Origin of the sequence: Paenibacillus sp. FSL K6-2862, from assembly GCF_038005125.1 — a bacterium.
GTDB classification, from domain to species: Bacteria; Bacillota; Bacilli; order Paenibacillales; family Paenibacillaceae; genus Paenibacillus; species Paenibacillus illinoisensis_A.
Genome location: NZ_JBBOSN010000001.1, coordinates 6,196,124 through 6,216,991 on the forward strand (window position 1 = coordinate 6,196,124; position 20,868 = coordinate 6,216,991).

The 20,868-nt window shown below is 48.5% G+C and carries 21 protein-coding genes; 6 read left to right on the forward strand and 15 right to left on the reverse strand.

Going from position 1 to position 20,868, the window contains the following annotated elements:
* Window positions 1–24: 24 nt before the first annotated feature.
* Both MHB82_RS28040 and MHB82_RS28045 read right to left on the reverse strand, forming a co-directional pair.
* Window positions 25–573 carry a helix-turn-helix domain-containing protein gene (locus tag MHB82_RS28040; RefSeq protein WP_095360078.1) on the reverse strand — a complete coding sequence of 183 codons (549 nt, stop codon included), beginning with the start codon at window positions 571–573 and terminating at the stop codon, window positions 25–27.
* A 32-nt stretch (window positions 574–605) separates the two neighbouring features.
* A complete protein-coding gene (locus MHB82_RS28045) occupies window positions 606–977 on the reverse strand; it encodes a glyoxalase superfamily protein (RefSeq protein WP_095360079.1) in 372 nt (123 codons plus the stop codon).
* A 211-nt stretch (window positions 978–1,188) separates the two neighbouring features.
* On the opposite strand from MHB82_RS28045, the gene MHB82_RS28050 reads away from it, so the two are divergent.
* The 3 genes from MHB82_RS28050 (at window position 1,189) to MHB82_RS28060 (ending at window position 3,909) form a co-directional block, all read left to right on the forward strand.
* Window positions 1,189–1,866, forward strand: a complete 678-nt coding sequence (locus tag MHB82_RS28050; RefSeq protein ID WP_095360080.1) for an alpha/beta hydrolase — start codon at window positions 1,189–1,191, stop codon at window positions 1,864–1,866.
* Window positions 1,863–2,633: a DODA-type extradiol aromatic ring-opening family dioxygenase gene (locus MHB82_RS28055; protein ID WP_095360081.1), complete on the forward strand. Its 771-nt coding sequence runs from the start codon at window positions 1,863–1,865 to the stop codon at window positions 2,631–2,633. Before MHB82_RS28050 ends, MHB82_RS28055 begins: the two co-directional genes overlap by 4 nt.
* Window positions 2,634–2,937: 304 nt before the next feature.
* Window positions 2,938–3,909, forward strand: a complete 972-nt coding sequence (locus MHB82_RS28060; RefSeq protein ID WP_095360325.1) for a cation diffusion facilitator family transporter — start codon at window positions 2,938–2,940, stop codon at window positions 3,907–3,909.
* Window positions 3,910–4,058: 149 nt separating this feature from the next.
* Here the strand turns inward: MHB82_RS28060 and MHB82_RS28065 are convergent, their stop codons facing one another.
* The gene (locus MHB82_RS28065; protein WP_341176372.1) at window positions 4,059–4,646 is read right to left on the reverse strand and encodes an NAD(P)H-dependent oxidoreductase; all 588 of its coding nucleotides are present in this window, start codon (window positions 4,644–4,646) and stop codon (window positions 4,059–4,061) included.
* Between the two features lie 129 nt (window positions 4,647–4,775).
* Here MHB82_RS28065 and MHB82_RS28070 point away from each other — a divergent pair, with 129 nt between their 5' ends.
* Both MHB82_RS28070 and MHB82_RS28075 read left to right on the forward strand, forming a co-directional pair.
* On the forward strand, window positions 4,776–5,795 hold the full coding sequence (locus MHB82_RS28070) for an AraC family transcriptional regulator (RefSeq protein ID WP_341176373.1): 1,020 nt from the start codon (window positions 4,776–4,778) through the stop codon (window positions 5,793–5,795).
* Between the two features lie 214 nt (window positions 5,796–6,009).
* Window positions 6,010–6,510 (forward strand): hypothetical protein, encoded by a 501-nt coding sequence (locus MHB82_RS28075; protein WP_095360084.1) that lies wholly within the window; start codon window positions 6,010–6,012, stop codon window positions 6,508–6,510.
* 357 nt (window positions 6,511–6,867) lie between these two features.
* On the opposite strand, the gene MHB82_RS28080 is transcribed toward MHB82_RS28075, so the two are convergent.
* Genes MHB82_RS28080 through MHB82_RS28095 form a run of 4 tightly spaced genes read right to left on the reverse strand, consistent with a single transcriptional unit; the run spans window position 6,868 to window position 10,651 of the window.
* The gene (locus MHB82_RS28080; RefSeq protein ID WP_095291007.1) at window positions 6,868–7,941 is read right to left on the reverse strand and encodes an ABC transporter substrate-binding protein; all 1,074 of its coding nucleotides are present in this window, start codon (window positions 7,939–7,941) and stop codon (window positions 6,868–6,870) included.
* A complete protein-coding gene (locus MHB82_RS28085; protein ID WP_095360086.1) occupies window positions 7,938–8,744 on the reverse strand; it encodes an ABC transporter permease in 807 nt (268 codons plus the stop codon). The genes MHB82_RS28080 and MHB82_RS28085 overlap by 4 nt, the downstream gene beginning before the upstream one ends.
* Window positions 8,719–9,552: an ABC transporter permease gene (locus MHB82_RS28090; RefSeq protein ID WP_095360087.1), complete on the reverse strand. Its 834-nt coding sequence runs from the start codon at window positions 9,550–9,552 to the stop codon at window positions 8,719–8,721. Before MHB82_RS28090 ends, MHB82_RS28085 begins: the two co-directional genes overlap by 26 nt.
* A complete protein-coding gene (locus MHB82_RS28095; RefSeq protein WP_095360088.1) occupies window positions 9,542–10,651 on the reverse strand; it encodes an ABC transporter ATP-binding protein in 1,110 nt (369 codons plus the stop codon). Before MHB82_RS28095 ends, MHB82_RS28090 begins: the two co-directional genes overlap by 11 nt.
* Window positions 10,652–10,909: 258 nt before the next feature.
* Between MHB82_RS28095 and MHB82_RS28100 the strand changes: the two genes are divergently transcribed.
* The gene (locus MHB82_RS28100; protein ID WP_341176374.1) at window positions 10,910–12,250 is read left to right on the forward strand and encodes an MFS transporter; all 1,341 of its coding nucleotides are present in this window, start codon (window positions 10,910–10,912) and stop codon (window positions 12,248–12,250) included.
* Window positions 12,251–12,291: 41 nt separating this feature from the next.
* On the opposite strand, the gene MHB82_RS28105 is transcribed toward MHB82_RS28100, so the two are convergent.
* The 8 genes from MHB82_RS28105 to MHB82_RS28140 form a co-directional block, all read right to left on the reverse strand.
* Entirely contained in the window at window positions 12,292–12,759 is a 468-nt protein-coding gene (locus tag MHB82_RS28105) for an NUDIX hydrolase (protein WP_341176375.1), read from the reverse strand.
* A 137-nt stretch (window positions 12,760–12,896) separates the two neighbouring features.
* Window positions 12,897–14,105, reverse strand: coding sequence for a nitric oxide synthase oxygenase (locus MHB82_RS28110; RefSeq protein WP_341176376.1), 1,209 nt, complete (start codon window positions 14,103–14,105; stop codon window positions 12,897–12,899).
* Between the two features lie 128 nt (window positions 14,106–14,233).
* A complete protein-coding gene (locus MHB82_RS28115) occupies window positions 14,234–14,713 on the reverse strand; it encodes a Dps family protein (RefSeq protein WP_445671243.1) in 480 nt (159 codons plus the stop codon).
* Window positions 14,714–15,057: 344 nt separating this feature from the next.
* Window positions 15,058–15,798 carry an HAD family hydrolase gene (locus tag MHB82_RS28120; RefSeq protein ID WP_341176377.1) on the reverse strand — a complete coding sequence of 247 codons (741 nt, stop codon included), beginning with the start codon at window positions 15,796–15,798 and terminating at the stop codon, window positions 15,058–15,060.
* A 500-nt stretch (window positions 15,799–16,298) separates the two neighbouring features.
* The gene (locus MHB82_RS28125; protein ID WP_341176378.1) at window positions 16,299–18,038 is read right to left on the reverse strand and encodes an adenine deaminase; all 1,740 of its coding nucleotides are present in this window, start codon (window positions 18,036–18,038) and stop codon (window positions 16,299–16,301) included.
* 105 nt (window positions 18,039–18,143) lie between these two features.
* On the reverse strand, window positions 18,144–19,202 hold the full coding sequence (locus tag MHB82_RS28130; protein ID WP_095290989.1) for an ABC transporter ATP-binding protein: 1,059 nt from the start codon (window positions 19,200–19,202) through the stop codon (window positions 18,144–18,146).
* An 18-nt stretch (window positions 19,203–19,220) separates the two neighbouring features.
* Entirely contained in the window at window positions 19,221–20,012 is a 792-nt protein-coding gene (locus MHB82_RS28135; protein ID WP_095360095.1) for an ABC transporter permease, read from the reverse strand.
* A gap of 6 nt (window positions 20,013–20,018) precedes the next feature.
* Window positions 20,019–20,840 carry an ABC transporter permease gene (locus MHB82_RS28140; protein ID WP_095290986.1) on the reverse strand — a complete coding sequence of 274 codons (822 nt, stop codon included), beginning with the start codon at window positions 20,838–20,840 and terminating at the stop codon, window positions 20,019–20,021.
* Window positions 20,841–20,868 lie beyond the last annotated feature (28 nt).

Genomic DNA, 20,868 nt, shown 5'->3' on the forward strand with positions numbered 1-20,868 from the left:
TGCCTATGAGGAGCTGCCACGCCCCTATTTGTCCCACAAACGGTCCAGATCCAGCTCTTTGGACACTGCGATTAACACGACTGCTGGCTCATCTCCAACATTCGTAACCTCATGAGGAACAATGGCATTCCAGCTAAACGAATCCCCCACTTCCAATATCTCAACGTCTTCACACTGTGCTGCACGAATCCTGCCCTGGAGGACCAGGTGACTCTCTTCCCCAGCATGCTTGTTAACCCCTGTGGAAACACCCGGCGGCAGTTCTACAATCGACATGCGCATGGCCCCTTTTGCCGTCAGATGCTGTACCTTGATTGAACCGCTCCCCGCAGTCGTTTCCTCCCGCTCATCCTTGCGCACCACATTCATCCGCTGTTCTGGTGTAAGCAGTAGGTAAGGCAGGGGAACCTCCAGATAATCCGCGATACTTTCAAGTGTAGCAATGGAAGGGGATGTCTTGTTATTTTCGACGTTGCTTATGAAGCCCTTTGACAACCCCGTTCCCTCGCACATTTGCATGATCGTAATCTGTTTCTGCTTCCGAATCGTACGAATGGCCAAACCGATATCCATAATGCTTCTCCTACCCTTCTCTTCCTAAATCCTCAGTCTGTCACACGGGGAGACTCATAATAAATGATCCGATTGCCAAACGGATCTGTCACGGTCATTTCCCTTAATCCCCAAGGCGTATCCGTAATCCCCGGCCTGGACTGTTTGTATTTTTTCTGATTAAGCCTGCCACAGAGTGCACCCAGATCATTCGTTTCTATTCGCAGCGCAGCTCCCGGAGTACAGTCGCCGTGATGCTCGGACAGGTGAAGAACAATGGAATCAAGCGATATCTGCATATATAAGGGCATCCCCTCTTCAAATCGATGCTCCCAATCTACGACAAACTCCAAGTAGTCGACGTAAAACTCTTTGGCCTTATCCTCATCAAATATTCTCAAAATAGGCACGATCCCTTGCAGCATCCTGATCACATCCTCGGAATTATTATGAAAATCACAATCAGCAACGTTATTTTAGTATTTAATTAGATATTCTAATACGTAACATATTTTCATAATACAAAAAAAATATTGACCCTACAATGGATCCATGATAAATTTTGTTCATCAATAAGAATATTTATTTCATATTAGTGAACTATTATCTTATCACTTTCTTCAGGCGGTGATTCCAATGAATACCTCATTTACTTATGAAGTTCGATTGCCTTCGGATTACCATACAGATCAGCAATATCCCGTTATTTTCGCCCTCCATGGCATGGGTTCGGACGAGCAGGATATGCTTCGTCTAATGGAACCCCTGCAATCTGATTTTATTATCATAGCTGTTCGGGGGCCCCTTGTTCAGGGCAGCGGTTATGCCTATTTTCAAATTAAAAGCATTGGTAATCCTGTTCGTGAGCTGTTTGACGCTTCGGTTCAAGGCTTGCATCAGCTGATCGGAGATTTGTCCTCTGAATATGCCATTGACCCGGCTCGGCGTTATATTGCAGGATTCAGTCAGGGTGCTATTATGGCGATGACGCTCTCCTTGATCATGGACGATGCTATCAAAGGAATCGTAGCCATGAGCGGATACATTCCGCAATTTGTAAAAGACGAATACCCAATAGAGCCTGGAACAGCGTTATCCGTATTTATCTCCCATGGAGACCAGGATCACATGTTTCCCCTGCAGTTGGGGGAAGACAATGCGAATTATTTCCGTGAACATGCTCGAAGTGTAACTTACGTTCCTTATCATGGCGGACATCACGTCACCGCAGAGCTTCACGATCAATTCCAATTATGGCTTCGCAGCGATGCTGAACTGGCTGCCGTCAATACGAAAGGACTGAATGCACAATGATGCCATCCTTCTTTATCGCACATGGTGCGCCTTCACTTGCACTGGAGGAGAATGTTTATACCGAATTCCTGCAAAAACTCGGACAGGAACTGCCGAAACCGCGAGCCATCGTTTTATTCTCCGCCCATTGGGAGTCTGCAACTCAACTTGTATCCTCTACGGCTCAATATGAGACAATCTATGACTTTGGTGGTTTCCAGCCGGAACTGTATCAGATCAAATATCCGGCTCAAGGGCACGCAGAGACAACGGCAGATGTTCTTCGTCTGCTCAAGAAAGCTGGCATTCCCGCTGAGGCTGATTCCGTGCGCGGGCTGGATCACGGTGCCTGGGTTGTTCTTCGCTTGCTCTACCCGGATGCGGATATCCCGGTCATTGCGCTTTCCGTGAATCGCTACTTGACGAATGAGCAGCAGTATCAGATCGGTCAAGCCCTTGCTGCACTTCGCGAACAGGATATCCTTGTGATTGGCAGCGGCGGCACAGTCCACAATTTGCGCCAGCTGAACTGGGAAAGTAACGGCGTGGACTCCTGGGCCATGGAGTTTGACCAATGGCTGGAGGACAAGCTTGTCCAGTGGGATACGGAAGCCCTCTTCGCTTATGACAAGGTCGCACCATCCGCTTGTGCTGCAGTCCCTACACCAGAGCATTTTGTTCCCCTGCTGCTGGCTATGGGAGCTGGCGATCAGACCAAGAAGGCATCCCTGTTATTCAAAGCATATCAATACGGCAATCTAAGCTTGTCCTGCTGGAAGTTTGAATAAAAATTTTAAGCAGGAGTATTCATCGCTGAACGCAAGGAATACATCAATCGGCACTCCCTGGGAGTGCCTTTTTTCATGCCTATTGTATGAATTGAATATCTACGATTCCTCCTTATTCAAGATCTTAAAATTTGTCCATATTATAATATGGCCTTTTTTGCATAATGCTGGGATATGTAAAGCAGGTTATAATAACATTTAGTGGTAATGCACAAGATGTAACTAAGAATCTTAAATTTTACACCTATCAAATCTTCTGGGAGGAACAATCAACGTGGCTGATCAAGCAAAGTCAGAGAGCTTTATGTCTCTCGTCAAAAAGGGGAATACGTCCTCGGCTGTAGCTATGGCAGGTAATGCCGTACTTGCATTGTGCAAAGGAGGAGCCTTTCTATTCAGTGGCAGTGGGGCCATGTTTGCCTCAGCCATGCACTCGCTCGCCGATGCCATCAATCAGGGGTTCGTCTTTGTCGGAAGTGTGTTATCCGAGAAAAAACCGACACGCCGCTTCCCGACCGGTTTTGGACGGGTCATCAACATCTTCTGTATGATTGCCGTCATCGTGGTTACGATTATGGCTTATGAAACGATCCATGAAGGCATTCATCTGCTGCAGCACCCTGCGGGTCATTCAGGCGGACTCTGGATCAACATCGGCGTACTCATCTTGAACATTGTGATTGATGGTGCCATTCTGATTAAAGCGATGAAGGAAATTCTCGTGGAAGCACGTGCGCCCAAGGCTTCCGGTTTCTCCCTTGTTCCGGCAGCGATCAAAAACGTAGGACGCGCTGCACCGCCGACACGCCTTGTGTTCTACGAAGATGTGGTGGCTGTACTCGGAGCTACACTTGCCCTCGTCTCTGTCGTTGTTATTGCATTGACCAATTTCGCATTGCTGGATGGCATTGTGACTACCCTAATCGGCTGTCTGATGATTGCTGTAGCCTTCCGCGTCGGATATGACAATATGATTGGACTCATTGGTGTAGCTGCACCACAGGATATCGAGGACAAGGTGTCCCAAACGATCTTGGCAGACTCCCATGTGGCCGATATCCAGATGATGCGTATTATCCAGGAAGGCCGTTATTATCATGTTGAAGGACTGATTGAGCTGACCAAAGGCCTGTCCTTGGCCGATGCCGATGATATCAAGTTCCGTATTCAGGAGAAATTGATGACCAATCCGGATATTGCCGATGCAGCCATTTCCATTATCGAAGATGATGGTGTGAACAGCTGGGGCAAGAAACATTCGGACGTTGTAAAATAACGCCTTTTTATTGTATATCCAAAGTGAGCAAGCCCACTCTTCGGAGTGGGCTTGCTGCATGTTCAACGAATAATCTTCAACCATTGTCTTTGGATAAGACTTTAATTGGAATAGTAGAATTCGTGCCTATCGCCGGGATTGGTACCTTATCATCTCTTTCCCTGTTTGGCTCCCATTTCCTCGATTTTCCCCAGCCATTTCATCCGGAATGCTTCGGTAGACCCCTTGATCGGACTAATCTCCGTAACCCGTACCGGGGATACACCAGAGAATTTCAATATATTTGAACTCATGACCCGGTGCCCGGCTTGCCTGTAGATCAATCGGTAATACCAGCGGGGTGTATCCATCGTCACGATGAGCTGTGCGGACTTTCCCTTTAACAATTTGTCCCACAGGGGCGAGCCTTCCCGATATCTCATGGCAAACCCCGGCAGGAATACCCGGTCGAAAAACCCTTTCAGAACAGCTGGCATCGCCCCCCACCACAACGGATACACAAACACCAAATGATCGGCTTGACGGATCAATTCCTGGGCTTTGACCAGATCCTCCTCAAGTTCGGTCCGCTTACGATAACCGTATTTAAGGTTCGGATTAAATTCCATTTGGCTCAAATCAAGCAAATTCACGTCACTGCCGGATTTCCGGGCGCCTTGGATATAAGCATCCGATAACGCTCTACAATAGCTCTCGGGATCCGGGTGGCCGTTAATCACCAGAATATTAGATTTCATACTTAGGTTCCTCCTGTATAATAAATGAAAGCCGAAGAAGCTGGCGTATCCCCATCATAAAGTGACTTTACATCTAAACAAATGATCGAGGGCGCCGAAAATGTTGCTAATTCGCGCAAATGGAGGTACATGAACAACCACAATATCGGAGTATCCATATCCTTGCTTTATCCAATTATGAAAACTCTTGTTCACAAAGGGTTTGAACCCGAAGCATTTTTCAAATATGCCGATTTCGATTCGGCTGTCCTGGAACATGCCGACGCCCGAATTCCGGTTGAGGAACTGGAACGAATAATGCAGCAAGCTTCTGCATATTCAAACGATTTGTATTTTGGCCTCAATCAGGGTCTGCTGCTCGACTTCGCAGATCTGGGCCTTCCCGGTTACATGATGATGCATTCCCAGACCATTGGTGATGCCCTCGCCGCATATCAGCGATATAACATCATTCTGTACAGCGGCTTCAATCTCGATTGGGAGATTCAGGGACAGGATGTGGTCCTTCGTCTGTTTTTGCAATCGCCGCAGCAGATGTCCCGTCATTGTGTGGAAGACATGGCCGTATCTGTTATGTATCTGATCCGCAAGCTGGCGAATCGTCCGGCAGAGGTAAAAGAGGTCCGTTTTAGCCATGAAGCTCCGGATAATTCAGGAAATCTCAGCCCATATGTTGACATGTTCGGCGTGGTTCCCCAATTCGGGGATCCCCATAATCTGCTGCGTCTGCACAAAGACATTCTCCGTCAGCCTGTGCTCTATTCGGATGCCAAAATGCTGCAGGTATTTGAAACGATGGCCGAGAAAAGCAAGGATCTGCTGCAGCCTTCTCATACGTTCTCTGGCAAGGTCAGCCGCTGGCTGATCAACAGCCTTCCGGCCTCCTTCCCCACATTACAACACACCGCAGAACATCTCGGCGTGAGCATTCGCACACTTCAAAGCAGGTTGCGTGAAGAAGGTACGACGTACCATGAAATCTCCGTTCAGGTACGGAAGGAGCTTGCCCTGAATTATTTGCAGGAAGGACAGTATTCTGTCGGTGAAATTGCCTATGCCCTTCATTTTTCAGAGCAAAGTGCGTTTCAGAATGCTTTCAAAAAATGGACTGGACAGACGCCGGGACAATATCGAGCGGGTCTGACCTGAATCCTTTATAGGCACCTGTGCAGGAAACACACGGGTTAAGGCCTGATGATGAAAGTCACCCTGTGGTTCCTACCTAGACTTAAGTCTAGGTTCTTTTTAACGCCAAAGACCGAGGATGGAGAATTCCAGTTCATGGTATGCTGTGTGTAACGAGAAAAAGAATTACATATCTGTTCGGAACGACGCTAATGAAACGATGAAAAGGAGAGATATCATGGCTAAACGTACGATCCTGGCGCCTGTACTCATTTTGCTGGGCGTGTATCTGATTCTGAACCAGGGAGGTTCACTCGGTCCGGGTACGATCTTTGCCAACTTCTGGCCTACCCTGTTCGTCATCCCGCTCGGCCTGTTCTTTCACTGGCTGTACTTCTCCATGATTGGCAGAGGGGTGGGCTTGCTTGTACCGGGCGGTATTTTGCTGACTGCCGGCGTAGTTAGCCAGATCGCCATGCTCTTTGGTAACTGGGGCACGATGTGGCCTGGCTTTATCCTTGCGGTTGCTGTAGGTTTGTTTGAATTGTACTGGTTTGGCGGACGAAACAAGTGGCTGCTCATTCCCATCAACATCCTGACGGTGATCTCGCTGCTCTTCTTCACGGTGATGTCCATCGGTTCGATGCTGAGCAGCATGTCCTTCATTCAGCCATTTGTGGCCATTGTGCTTATTATGGGCGGGGCTTGGTTAATCGTGGGCCGCAAAAGAAACATGTAGGGATATAAGTTTATTACACTAGGCCACTCCGATGACAGAACAACTTCCGATCGCTGTTATTCCCGGATTTCCTTGATTCCCCCTTCGACAGGGAGAAATCCGGGAATAGCTTATGCTTCCGAAGTAGCTTTCTATCAGAAAGCTTTTAGGCGAGCGCTTCGCTTCTACAGTTTGTTCCGTCCTCTCCGTTCCGTGTAATCCGAAAGTTCATCTTATATACCAATAGCAAGTACATTTTGCTCTAAAGGTAAGGGTAAGAGAAAACCCCGATCATCCTGGAATGGATGATCGGGGTTTTGACTTTATAAAGCACATTCAAGTATGCAGATCATGCGGCATCTGTTATGCCGATCAGTGTTATTTGCTGTGCATTTTAAACTCAAGGAACAGGTCGTTATAATGCGAAAGCATTTTTTTACCCAGATTATCGTACACTTCCAACTTGCTTGTCAGTGAATCATCCGGATAGAACCGCTCATCACTGGAGATATCCTCTGGCAGCAGTTTGAGCGCCTCAGCGTTTGGTGTGGAATATCCGACATATTCGGCATTACGTGCGGCATGATCAGGGTCCAGCATAAAGTTGATAAACTGGTGTGCTCCTTCAATATTGCTTGCCGTCTTCGGAATGACCATGTTATCGAACCAGAGGTTCGATCCTTCCTCAGGCACCACGTAATCGAGCTTGTCATTCTCATCCATAATCTCCGAAGCGTCTCCAGACCAGACGAGTCCAACCGCCGCTTCCTCATTGGCCAGCAGCATTTTGATCTCATCACCGACGATGGCTCTGACGTTAGGCGTTAGGGTAGACAGTTTCGCCAGCGCCTCCTGAAGATGGTCTTCATTGGTGTCATTCAGGGAATAATGCAGACTGTTTAGTCCCATCCCGATGACTTCACGGGCACCATCCAGCAGCAGAATTTGATTTTTTAGACGCGGGTCCCACAGGTCATCCCAGCTCTCAAACGTCAATCCGTCAACCAGCTCAGGATTGTAGACAATTCCCACTGTTCCCCAGAAGTATGGAATCGAATACTGATTGCCTTCGTCAAAGGACAAGTTCAGGAAATCAGGATCTATATTGTCCAGATTGGTTAATTTGCTGTGATCAAGTGGAACGAGCAGGTTCTCTTCTTTCATTTTGCTAATCGCATATTCGGAAGGAATCGCTACGTCAAAGGTTGTTCCTCCCTGCTCAATTTTGGTGAGCATCGCTTCATTGGAGTCAAACGTCTGGTAGATGACCTTGATGCCAGTCTCTTCCTCAAACTCCGCCAGCAGATCCGGGTCGATATAATCGCCCCAGTTGTAGATGGTCAGCGTATTGCCGCCCGAGTATCCCTGACTCTTGTTGAGATAGGAGGCCAGGATCATGAGGGCAAAGGCTGCCACAAATACAATCGCAAATGTCCGTACCAATTGCTTCATGGACGCAGCCCCCTTCCGGCAGGTGTCCGTGCAGCACGGCGGTTAATGAAGTAATAGCCAATAACCAGCAGCACCGTTAGCAGGAAGAGCAGTGTCGACAGTGCGTTAATGGACAACGACACACCCTGTCTCGCCCGGGAATAGATCTCTACGGATAGCGTCGAGTACCCGTTCCCCGTTACAAAGAATGTTACCGCGAAGTCATCCAGGGAGTACGTCAGCGCCATGAAGAATCCGGCAAAAATCCCCGGTTTAACGTATGGCAGTACTACACGTGTGAGGATCTGCCATGAGCCTGCGCCCAGATCGCGTGCCGCATCCATCAGCGTTGGGCTCATCTCCTGCAGTTTTGGCAGCACCATGATGACAACAATCGGCACGCTGAACGCAATATGGGACAGCAGGACCGATGTGAAGCCCAGCTTGATCCCGATCATGGTGAACAAAATCAGGAAGGATGCACCGATGATGACATCAGGGCTTACGATCAATACGTTATTGAGAGATAACAGCGTATTCTTGGTCCGTTTACGCCGCACATGATAGATCGCGAGCGCTCCGGCCACGCCAAGGATCGTCGAGATGGCCGATGACAGCAGCGCGATAATAAATGTATTGAGTACAATAATCAGCAGCCGGGTATCGGCAAATACCTCCCTGTACCATTCCAGTGTGAATCCTTCGAAATTACGCATGTGACCGCCGCTGTTGAAGGAATAGAAGATCAGGTACGCAATCGGTGCATACAGGATCGCAAAGACGACAGCCAGATAGACGTTAGACAGCTTTCCGTTTCTTCCCATTACGCACCTCCTTCTTACCTGATCCGGTCAGAAACATAATGATCGCCATCGCAATAATCAAAAAGACGGCAATCGTCGACCCCATCCCCCAGTCCTGGGTGACGAGGAAATGCTGTTCAATGGCTGTTCCCAGCGTAATAACCCGGTTACCCGCAATAAGGCGGGTGATCATGAACAGGGACAACGCAGGGATAAATACAGCCTGACATCCCGATTTGACTCCAGTGAGCGTCAGCGGGAAGATGACCCGGCGAAATGTCAGCCAGGATGAAGCCCCGAGATCCCGGGCCGCATAGATCAGCGAAGGGTTCATCTCTTCCAGCGCGTTGAAGATCGGCAGAATCATGAACGGGATGAAGATGTACACCGAAACGAAGATAAAGCTGAAATCGGTGAACAAGATCTGCTGTGAACCGATGCCAATCACCTCAAGCAAGGAATTGGTCAAGCCGTATGTTCCGAACAGGCCGATGAAGGCATAGGCTTTTAACAACAGATTGATCCAGCTAGGCAAAATGATAAGCAGCAGCCACAGCTGCTTATGCTTCGTCCGGGTCAGCAAGTATGCCGTCGGATACGAAACCAACAGGGCAAACACCGTAATCAGCAGCGCATACCAGAATGAACTCAGTGTCATCTGCATATATACGGGCGTGAAGAAGCGGGCATAGTTGCCAAACGTGAAATTGCCCTCTACATCAAAGAATGAATAATAGACAACCAGCAGTACCGGAGCGACAACGAACAGCACCATCCATAATACATATGGAATCAGATACGCATTGCGTGTACTCGCCTTACTCTGCATGGATGGCCTCTTGATAGGCTTCGAGTCGTTTGTCGAATTCCTCTTCGGTCTCGTTGAAGCGCATGACGTGAATGGCCTCCGGATCAAAATACAGCCCGATACGTTCACCCACGACTGCTTTCTTCGTGGAATGTACCAGCCATTCATTCCCTGCATCGTCATAACTGGAAATCTCGTAATGCACCCCGCGGAACAGCTGGGAGTCGACATTGACCTTCAGCTTGCCCTGATCCTCGGTCGTAATCTCCAGATCTTCCGGCCGGATCACGATCTCAACTGGCTCGTTTGGCTGCAATCCCTGGTCGACACATTCATACTGTGCACCAGCGAATTCCACCACGAAGTCCTGTTTCATCTTGCCGGATACGATGTTCGATTCACCGATAAAGTCGGCCACAAAACGGTTAATCGGTTCATCATAGATGTCATTCGGCGTACCGCTCTGCTGAATTACGCCGCCATTCAGAACGAAAATCTCATCCGACATGGCCAGTGCTTCCTCCTGGTCATGCGTAACGAAAATAAACGTAATGCCCAGGCGCTGCTGCAGCTCACGCAGCTCGTATTGCATTTCGGTCCGGAGCTTCAGATCGAGTGCGGACAACGGCTCGTCCAGCAGCAGGATCTCAGGCTCATTGACAATCGCACGTGCAATGGCGACACGCTGACGTTGTCCACCGGACATTTCGCCAATCTCACGGTTTTCATACCCCGACAGGTTGACGAATTTGAGGGCTTCCAATACTTTGCTGCGTATTTCAGCCGTTTTCATCTTTTTGATCCGCAAACCGAAAGCCACGTTCTCAAATACATTCAAATGTGGAAATAATGCGTAATCCTGAAATACGGTATTCACCTGGCGCTGGTGGGCAGGAACACGGTTGATCAATGCTCCGTTAAAATAAATGCTGCCCTGAGTCGGCTCCGCAAAGCCGGCGATCAGCCGCAATATCGTCGTTTTGCCGCAGCCCGAAGGGCCAAGCAGCGTATAAAATTTACCCCGCTCAATCTCGAAGCTGACTTCCTTCAATACGGCTTCATCCTGATCGTATTGCTGGGTCACCCGGTCGAACCGGATAATTGGTTGTTGATCTGACATGTTTCATCTCGCCCCCTTAAACTTGAGGTACAACTTACCCTGTACACTTTCTATAATCACATCATTATTACAAATCCCATCTATTATATATGATTCAGCTATATCCGCAATGGTTTTGATGTAAACGCAGTATGTCTTTTCTTCTTATTTTCACAAATCCTGCATACATTACGTTTATATGTCGATATCTACGCATCCTATAAGGCGATTGGAGGGTTTTTGAGCTTACCTGAGTTCGTAGGAAAGGAGTCTTCGAACGTGGACATTCGCCGTAACCTGCCTTTGCTGATGATCATTTGTTTTCTTAGTCAGATGGGCGGTTTCATGATCCTCCCCCTGTTTCCTTTATTTATTGAGGAATTCGGCCTGTCCGGCTGGATGATGGGGGTTATTTTTGCACTCTTTTATGTTGGAAAAGTCATTGGAGGGGTTCCGGCTGCAGCACTCTACCGCAAACTGGGAGGTCAACGGGCGTTAATCGTCATGCTGCTCATTCTCGCGGTCTGTATGGGTGGCTTCGCAATCTCTTCTGCTGCACTTCTGTTTGGTTTGCTGCGGCTGCTGCAGGGGCTCGCTTCCACTGGACTCACCGTCATTGTCCGGTCCATCATCGGGGATGGGGGCAATGCGGATAACCGCGGTCTGTACAATGGATATATCAGCAGCAGTGAAGGCGGAGGCATGGTGCTTGGGCCGGTGATTAGCGGCTGGCTTGCGCTGCACTGGCCGTTATCGGTTCCATTTCTGCTCGTTACGCTATGCTGCCTGATCGCCATGGGAACGGCTATGGGGATCAAGAACAGGCCAGAATCTAAACAGATGTTTACAACCGACGAGCGCGAGCAGATGCCAGAACTGGACTCAGGGGCAGACCCAGACATTCGGATAAATCATGCCCATGAGAATAAACGTCTCCCTTCGGCATCTAAGGATACCGCCATCAACGATATTGCAGTGCACGATACGGTTGCTGCTTCTCCAACACCTAGTGCTCCCGACCATATCCATGCAGGATCTCGGACAAGGTTGACCCTACGACAGCAGTTAATCGGTTACGGTACGGTACATTTCCTCGAGATGAGTGCATATGCGGTATTTCTGACGTACTTCGCTCTCTATGCAGCCCACATGATGCATTGGGACCCATTTGCGACCAGCCTGGCTTTTACCGTGGCAGGGATCTCCACGCTCGCTGCTGCACCCGTAGCCGGTTATCTATCCGATCGCATGGGTGACCGACTGCTGCTCTGCATGCTCGGCATGCTGATGATCGGCATTGAAGTGGTTGTTTTTCTAAGCACCTCTTCTTATGCGTGGGTTTACATGGGCATGCTGATTGGCGGGGTTGGCGGTGCCTGTTACATGGATTCCTTTTTCGCTCATATCGGGGACCACATCCCTGATGCAGGCAGAAGCGAGGCCATTGGCAAAATCGTCTCTGCGGCGGAGATCGGCTCCATCATTTCTCCTCTGATTGCTGCGCTGCTTGTAGAGTACGTTTCGCTCTACGCCGTGTTTGTATTCAATCTGGTGCTGATCGTTGCTGCTATTGCCGTGCAGGCAGTGATGCGGAGCCGGTACAGAGCGAAACAGGGGTAACGTACAAAAACCGCTCACATGAGTGGGCGGTCCTTATCCTTTTATTTTCTTCCTATTAAAGAGACGATATGTTGAGCATTTTCTTGAATTTTTCTTTTTAAGTATGGGTCTGTCTTGTCAGGTAATTCTGTTGGTTTGTAAAACTTCGCTTCTAAAACTTCTACGCCATCGGGCTTAGGTTCACCTTCAAATTCCGTACAAACGTATCCAATGACCACATTATGATATTCATGCCCGTTTCTTAACTTCGTATATAATTCTTTACCGGAAAAGACGCCGAATAGCTCCAGTTTCTTTATTTTTATCCCAATCTCTTCTTGAACCTCTCTCATCGCTGCCTCTTCTACAGACTCTCCCAACTCCATGAATCCACCGGGCACTCCCCAAGTATCATCATTATGCCGAACTAACAGAATTTCACCAGCCTTATTCAAAATCAGAATACTCGGTCTCACCAAAATTACAGGAGCATTGCCAACCAAGCCCCTCAATGTCTCAATGTAACCCATGGATTATCCCCTCCTATGCGGATTCATGACTCATTATAGAAGAGTTTTATCTATCCATATAGAGAAAGATTCCCCTTAACCTTTTCCTATTTTGCAGACCTTAAGCTGATGGAAAAAGAAAAAAACCGCTCGCACATCTAGTGTGCAAACGGGCATCTCATGGATGAATCTCCAGCCTGTGGCCGATGGTGATTGACATCTGTATTCTGTTGTTCAACATTCTCTGGTTCAGCACCAGATGATTCTCCATCTAATGTATACGCTGATTCCTGACGGAAAAAGTTCGGCTTCACGATTTCATTGCGATAGGAGCTGTGGAAAATATGCGTCGTTGCCGGTGAAACAGGTGGGATCAGCCAGACCCAATCTCCAGTCAGCTCACGTCCCGCTACTTCCTCCCTCTGCTCAAACAAAGCAAATTGCGATGCCGCCGTATGGTGATCCACCATGCTGACACCTGCTTTCTTGAAGGAATGCAGTACGGCTACATTCAATTCAACAAGCGAACGATCCTTCCATAGCGTCGTTTCGCTGGATGTGTTCAGTCCGAGTGCTGCCGCCACTGCAGGCAGTTTATTGTAGCGGAAGGTGTCTGCCAGATTACGTGCCCCAATTTCCGTCTCCATATACCAGCCGTTAAACGGCGCGGCCGGATAAGAGATGCCTCCAATCTCAAGCCGCATATCCGCAATCATCGGTACACCGTACCAACGCATGCCGAGTTCGGCAATTTCAGATCGCTCGGGGTGTTCAATGTTCACTTCTACAAGGTCCTCATGGGGTACAGCGTACCACTCGGGAGCTTGCCCTTGCGCCTGAATAATGAGCGGTAATACATCGTAATCTCCCCCTGTCCCTTGCCAGCCAAGTGACAGGGCCGCCTTGGTCAGTTCCAGGGATGCAGGATCTCCAATGATCCCTTGTTCCGTCTCGTATCCGGCATAACGGATAAGCTGGTGATTCCAGATCCGCACAGGAGCTCCACTTGGCCCATTTGGCGGAAGAATCGTAATCATGGGGATAATCTTACCCCCATTGGATGCCAGTCGGATGTGATTCATTACGGCCTCCGCAGCAGTTCCGGCTGTGTCTGCATGACGCGCATCCACAATCCGCAGCTTGTCCCAGAACAATCGTCCGATACAGCGGTTGCTGTTCCGCCATGCCATTTTGCAGCCGTGCTCCAGTTCTTCGGTCGTATGCACATAAGTGCCCGTATCTACAATCTCCTGATGAACAGCAATAAGCCGGGCCTCCGCGTCTTCTCGCGAATGGCCCAGCTCTTCATAACATGTATATATAAACCGTTCAGCTTCTCCCTGTAATGGATCCAGGTCTGTCCGCATCATTCATTCCACCAATCTGTGTCTCTCGAATGCCATTATTATACGGCAAGCACACCGGATTTGTAAGCGAACGGGGACTTTGTTCACGGACTCTACATATCGTTTGTCAGGATGCAGGTTATCTTAGCTTATTTGCCCAGAAATGCGTTTAACATCCAGATTTCTTTGTCCAATGCCGCTGTGAATCCAATCAGCATATCTTCCGTAGCGTTATCCTCTGCTTCTCCTGCTGCATGGATGCCTTGCTTAATCACTTCTACCATGGTGTGCAGATCAGCAACCACCGACTCTACCATACGCTCAGCAGACAACTGTCCATGTGCCTCATCAACTGGAGACAAACGAAGCTGTTCAGACATCGTAGCTACCGGACGTCCACCAATAGCAAGCAAACGTTCTGCGACTTCATCCATGTTCGCTGTAGCCAGGTTATACAGTTCTTCGAATTTGGCGTGAAGTGTGAAGAAATGTGGTCCTTGAACATACCAGTGGAAATGGTGCAGTTTCGTATACAATACAGACCAGCCTGCAATCTGACGGTTCAGGACCTCTTGCAATGCTGCGGTATGGTTGGCAATAGTGTTCATTGATGTTTGAAATGTGCTCATGGATAGGTTCCCCTCTCATATACAATATAATGTGATTTTGATTCAATAAATTCTGATTATTCGTTGCACTCTTTAATTTAGACTTAATCTAAATCTTGTTTTAATTATAACACCACCTATCTACTTTGTGAAGGCTTTAGCCTGCTCTTCCAAATGAAGATTCCATGAAGTTCCACTTCATCTTCCTATAAAAGTGAGATCTTGCTGCTTGTCAGAATACACACCGCATTTATACCTCGGATTCACTTGATGTGCAGCGATTATCCTCACATTGTCCACAATCTAAAAAGCCCTGTTGCCTACCTTAGTATGGCAAACAGGGCTGCAAAACACACAATCTCTCTTTATTGTAGAACAAATTCGGATGTAAGAATGCGAGTTATTTCATTATAATCTTGTGCCACATGATGGGGCTGATGATCGGATTCTGGCAGAGCATTCCGATGGTTGAACCAGATGACATTCCATCCGGCGTTTACCGCACCTACTACATCATTACGCCATGAGTCCCCGACATAATAACTGGAACGAGCAGCCGTGCCCGTCTGTTTATTCACATGTTCAAACAATTGCCGATCCGGCTTGGCATACCCGAGGGTTCCTGAGATGAAGATTCGCTCCTCCGGGACGAGGTCAAACACCTTCAGCGCTTCGAGCTTGCGTCTCTGATGTTCCCCCTCACCATTCGTAATAAGTCCTACAACGTGTCCGTCTGCCATAAGGCTCCTCATCAGATCATAAGCACCATCAAATGGCTGAATCTGAAACTGTCTGCTCAGATACTGCGCTTGCAGTGCTTCAGCCTGTCCTTCAATTAAGGGTACCCCGAACTCCTTCATCGTCAGTTCAAATCTGCGTCTGCGCATCCGTTCTACGGCTTCTGCTTCCGGAACGGCAGAGAGACCCTCCTGATCGGACAACCAGTCGCTGTAGTAGCGGAATCGGTGATAAACCTCGGCATAAGGAACATCAACGGCTAGACCAAGAACCTCCTGCAATGCTCCTCTAAGAGGCTCCAAGTGGTCATACAATGTATCATCTACATCAAAAAATATGGCCTTTTGAGTTTGGTCTTTGGATATCATAATGGTCCTCCTTCTCTATCTTCAATGAAGTGAGTTATAGTTCATTCATAAAATCAATAAAATATTAGAATATTATGGGAACAAACTTTAATAAATGATACAATAACTTTTTAACAAATCTGCAAGGAGGCAGCCAAACTGCATGACATTCTCCACATACCCGAAAGAAAAGAAACAACATAATATTTATAGCTTAGTCCTAAATCTCATTTTTTTCGTGATTACTGCATTTATACTAGTCTACGCCTATTATACTTACGATGCCAAACCCTCTTCCAGCTATCTGTTAATCGTAATCCCGATGACGGGGTGTGCAATAAGGTCAGTGTACCACGCAGTAAAGCTCATAAAAATGAAGAAGCGTAAAAATGAATATTGAACGTGGAAAAGAAAGATCGACGTTATCTCGCCTTAAACCAACAGCAAAAAAGGTAGATATACTGCACTCTTTCTACAGCATACCTACCTATTCATGTTCTTCAATTGAATGAACTATCCATTCACTCTACAACCAGCGGTACAACCTTGCCTGCATTCACATCAATCAAACCGTGATCTGTAATTTTCAGCGCAGGGCTCACTGCAAGGGAATGGGTGCTGATCGACATGATCGGGTTATAGTGAACATAACCAAGAGAGAGCATCGCTGCCCGCAATTCCTTCACTTGATGAGACACAACGGCGAGCGGTTCTTCTGTCAAAATGCCGCCTACAGGCAGTTCCAGATGAGACAGCACTTTGCCATCCTCTACCACACAGAAGCCACCCTGGCTCGAAATGACGGTGTTAGCCGCCAGAATCATATCTTCACGGTTGCGGCCAACGACCAGAAGGTTGTGGTTATCATGTGAATATGTCGTCGCGATGGCTCCCCGTTTAATCGTATCTCCACCGATCAAGCCATGTGCCCGATTGCCGTTCACACCATATCGTTCAAAGGTCGCAATCTGTCCGTATCCACTATCTTCCCACTGAAGTTCGCCACTCGCTGCCTGAACCTCTGCGATATGTTCTTCCACAAAGGTCGAGCCGTCCTTCACCATCATTACACGGCAGTTGAATGAATCTTGTTCCGCCTGATTAGCAGTATCCCTAACTTTGGGATCGCTCAATGAAATCGTGAAGTCCTCTGCTGTCAGCTTGTCCAATTGCACACTGTTATAGAAATGGGGCGGGAACTGCCCTGTCATCCGTTCCTGCTTATACGGTTCGTAGTCGTCATAAGCTTTCCGGCCATTTTTGTACACTTGATCAATCGCCAATGTTTCCAGATTCGATATGAGAACGTAATCTGCCACCTTGCCTGGGGCGATGCTGCCCCGATCCGTCATTTTCATTCGGGATGCTGGTGTAGACGTTGCTGCATAGATGGCATCCTCCGGACGCATGCCCATCTGAATGGCCTTACGCACAATATGATCCAGATGACCTCGTTCGACGAGGGAGTCCGGCATAACGTCATCCGTCACGAAGCAGAAATGCTGAGCCACATCATGCTGAATTAGGTATTCCATAACTTCAGGGGTCATCGATTTCTCCTGGATCTCAATGAACATGCCTGCTGAAATCCGCGCCTGCAGTCCTTCAATGCTCTGATGGGTATGATCCGAGTCCACACCTGCATAGATCAATCGGTGCAGGTCAAGCCCTAGCAATTTCGGTGTATGACCTTCAATCACGAGATCCGGATAATTTCGGCGAATATGCTGGAGAATCTGGTTGGTCTTACATTCCGGATCACGGATGACATCCACGTAGTTCATGATTTCACCCAGACAGATGATCTCTCCGGTTGCGAGAAGTACATCCATATCTTCGATCTCAATAGATCCGCCCGTTGTTTCCATCGGCGTTGCCGGAACGGAGCTCGGGATGGCATAGAACATGTTGACCGTGGTCTCCCGACTCGCAGCCATCATCTCCTGTACACCCTCCAGTCCGAACACATTTGCCATTTCATGCGGTTCCGCTACAATGGACGTTACTCCGCAGCGAATCAGGCCATGGGAAAAGGTAGCCGGCGTCACCATGGTACTCTCAATGTGCAGGTGAATATCGATCAGGCCAGGAATCATGTATCTTCCCCGCGCATCGATCACTTCGTCTGCCTGAATCAGCTCAGGACCGCCGGGTCCGACATACATGAATCTGCCGTTAAGTACGGCAACGTTATTCAATTCAAACCGTTTATAATAACTGTTATACACATTTACATTCACAATCAGTTGATCTGCACGCATGGGGCATAATCTCCTTCTTTTGAGCATGCTGCATATCCAATCATGCAGCATGCTGCCTTTGCTGCTTCTGTTCCTGCTTCCTGCTGCTATTCACGAATATTACTTCTATTCAACGAGGACAAGCTTGTCCTGTGGGAAAATCAGGCTGACACGCTGACCGCTGAGGTACGGTGTCTCCATCTCCTGGTTTGCCGTAAAATCACCGAGTTCGGTCTCAATCACATATTGATAGCTGCGTCCAAGATACGTACTCACCTTCACGATACCTGGCAACGCGTTGGCCAGATCCGCTGACGTATCTCCACTGACGATCAGATCATCCGGGCGAATTGCACCTTTGCGAGCCCCAGGACGTGCTGTTCCAGGATGAGCTGTCGCTGTAAACAAACGACCTCCCGCTTTTAGCGAGATCTGGTCTCCTGCATCACTGCGTTCAGCAAACTCAATAAAGTTATGGAATCCAATAAATTGGGCTACAAATTCCGTTGCCGGATATTTGAAAATGGTCTCCGGGCGATCGAGCTGCTCGACAACGCCCTTGTTCATGATGGCTACCTGATCCGAGATCGAGAAGCATTCTTCCTGGTCATGGGATACATACAGTGTTGTAATACCAAGCTCCTGTTGAATCCGGCGAATCTCCACCCGCATGTTCAGTCGCAGGTTGGCATCCAGGTTACTGAGCGGTTCGTCAAACAGCAGCAGATCCGGTTCGATTACGAGTGCACGTGCAATCGCCACCCGCTGCCGCTGTCCACCGGACAGTTCCTGCGGAAAACGCTTCTCGAAGCCGTTCAGGTTCACCACTTCCAGAATACGCATAACGCGTGCAGAGATATCCTTGTCTTTTACCTTGCGCATCCGCAGGCCGAAGGCCACGTTGTCATAGACAGACAGATGCGGGAATAGCGCATAACTCTGAAATACAAATCCGAAGTTCCGCTTGTTTACCGGAACCTTCGTATAGTCCTTGCCGCCGAACATAAACTTGCCCTGTGTTGCTTCCAGGAATCCGGCGATGAGGCGCAGCGTAGTTGTTTTGCCGCAACCGCTCGGTCCGAGCAGGGAGAGCAGCTTACCTTTTTCCAGCTCCAATTGAAAATCCTTCAGGATCGTCTGGTTATCGTAAGCCACCGATACGCGATCCAATGTCAGCAATGCCATAGCGTTCTGCGCCTCCAATTAACGTTTAGTAAAGTATGAAAATCCGCCCATGATCCGTTCGATCACGAACATTAAAAGTCCAGTCAGTACCATCAGCAGCACGGAAATGGCTGCGATTGTTGGGTCAAAGTAGTTCTCCACATACGTCAGCATCTGAATCGGCAGTGTACTTACCCCTGGTCCGGTCATGAACACGGAGATATCCACGTTGTTGAACGACTCCAGGAAGGCAATCAGCACGGCCGCCAGAATCCCCGAACGAATGTTGGGCAGCACGATCTGGAAGAACGTTCTTACCCGTCCTGCCCCGAGACTCAGTGCAGCTTCTTCCACAGCAAAATCAAAGCTCGAAAGACTGGAAGCAATGACGCGAATGATAAATGGAAGCATGATAATCGTATGACCGATCAGCAGACCCAGATACATCGGCAGATGATAGATTACGATCAGATATTTCATCAATGTAAAACCAAGCACGATTCCCGGAATGAGTACCGGGGACAGGAACAATGCGTTCAGCACAGACTTGCCTTTGAAATCGTAACGACTGAGTGCATAGGCAGCCGGTACTCCGAGCAGCAGTGCCAACAGATTCCCCAGCAGGGAAATGATGATCGACGTCTGGAACGTTCGGAGGAACCCGCCTGTGTTAAAAATATTTTCGTACCAGCGGAAGGAGAAACCCTCCGGTGGAAATTTGAGTACCGTTCCCGGTTCAAACGAAGTGACCGATATGATCAGAAGCGGGCCCAGCAGAAAGATAAAGACCAGCAGACTGAACAGGCCCAGCCCGATATGTTTCTCCCGCATATGTGTCTACCCCTTCGGATTTAAAGTTTTGGCCATTTTGTTCATGACACCGACCACGACAAACGTGATGACAATCATAATTGCGGCAACGACCGAGGCCAGATACCAGTCGTTAAGGGTCATGGCATTTTGATACAGGAACGTGGCAATAACGCGCTGCTTGCCTCCAAGAAGCGCAGGTGTCGTATAAGCTGTGAGGCTTCCGACAAAGACAAGCACGGCTCCGATCACAAGCCCTGGCACAGCCAGCGGGAATACGACCCGGCGGAATGCCGTGATACGTGAGGCTCCCAGACTTTGTGCCGCTTTGAGCAGATCATTATCGATGTTCTCAAGCACACCGACCAGAGAAATGATCATGAGCGGCAGGAACAAGTGAGTCAGACCAATCATCATGGCTGCCGGCGTGTACAGGATATCCAGCGGTTTGTCCACGATGCCCAAGCCAACGAGTGCATTGTTGATCAGACCTTTGCGTCCAAGGATGATCATCCAGCTAAACGAGCGCACAACCGGGCTTGTCAGCAATGGGAAAATGGCCAGTGCCAGCAGGATACCTTTGCGGCGCGGCGCTTTCTGCGAAATATAATAAGCTGTCGGGAATCCGAGCACCACACAGACGAGGGTGGTGACCACGCTGACCTGCAGCGTCGTAAGCAATATTTTCAAAAAGTAAGGGTCTCTGAAAAAATGCATGTATCCTTCAAACGTGAAGGAGTTTTCCTGGAAAAACGTTGATCCGATCGTCAGGACAATCGGAATGATCATAAATGCCGCCAAAAACACGAACCCCGGCAGCAATAGCCAGTAGATTACTGATTTCTTCATCGCGGTACTCCTGACTTATAAAATGGTT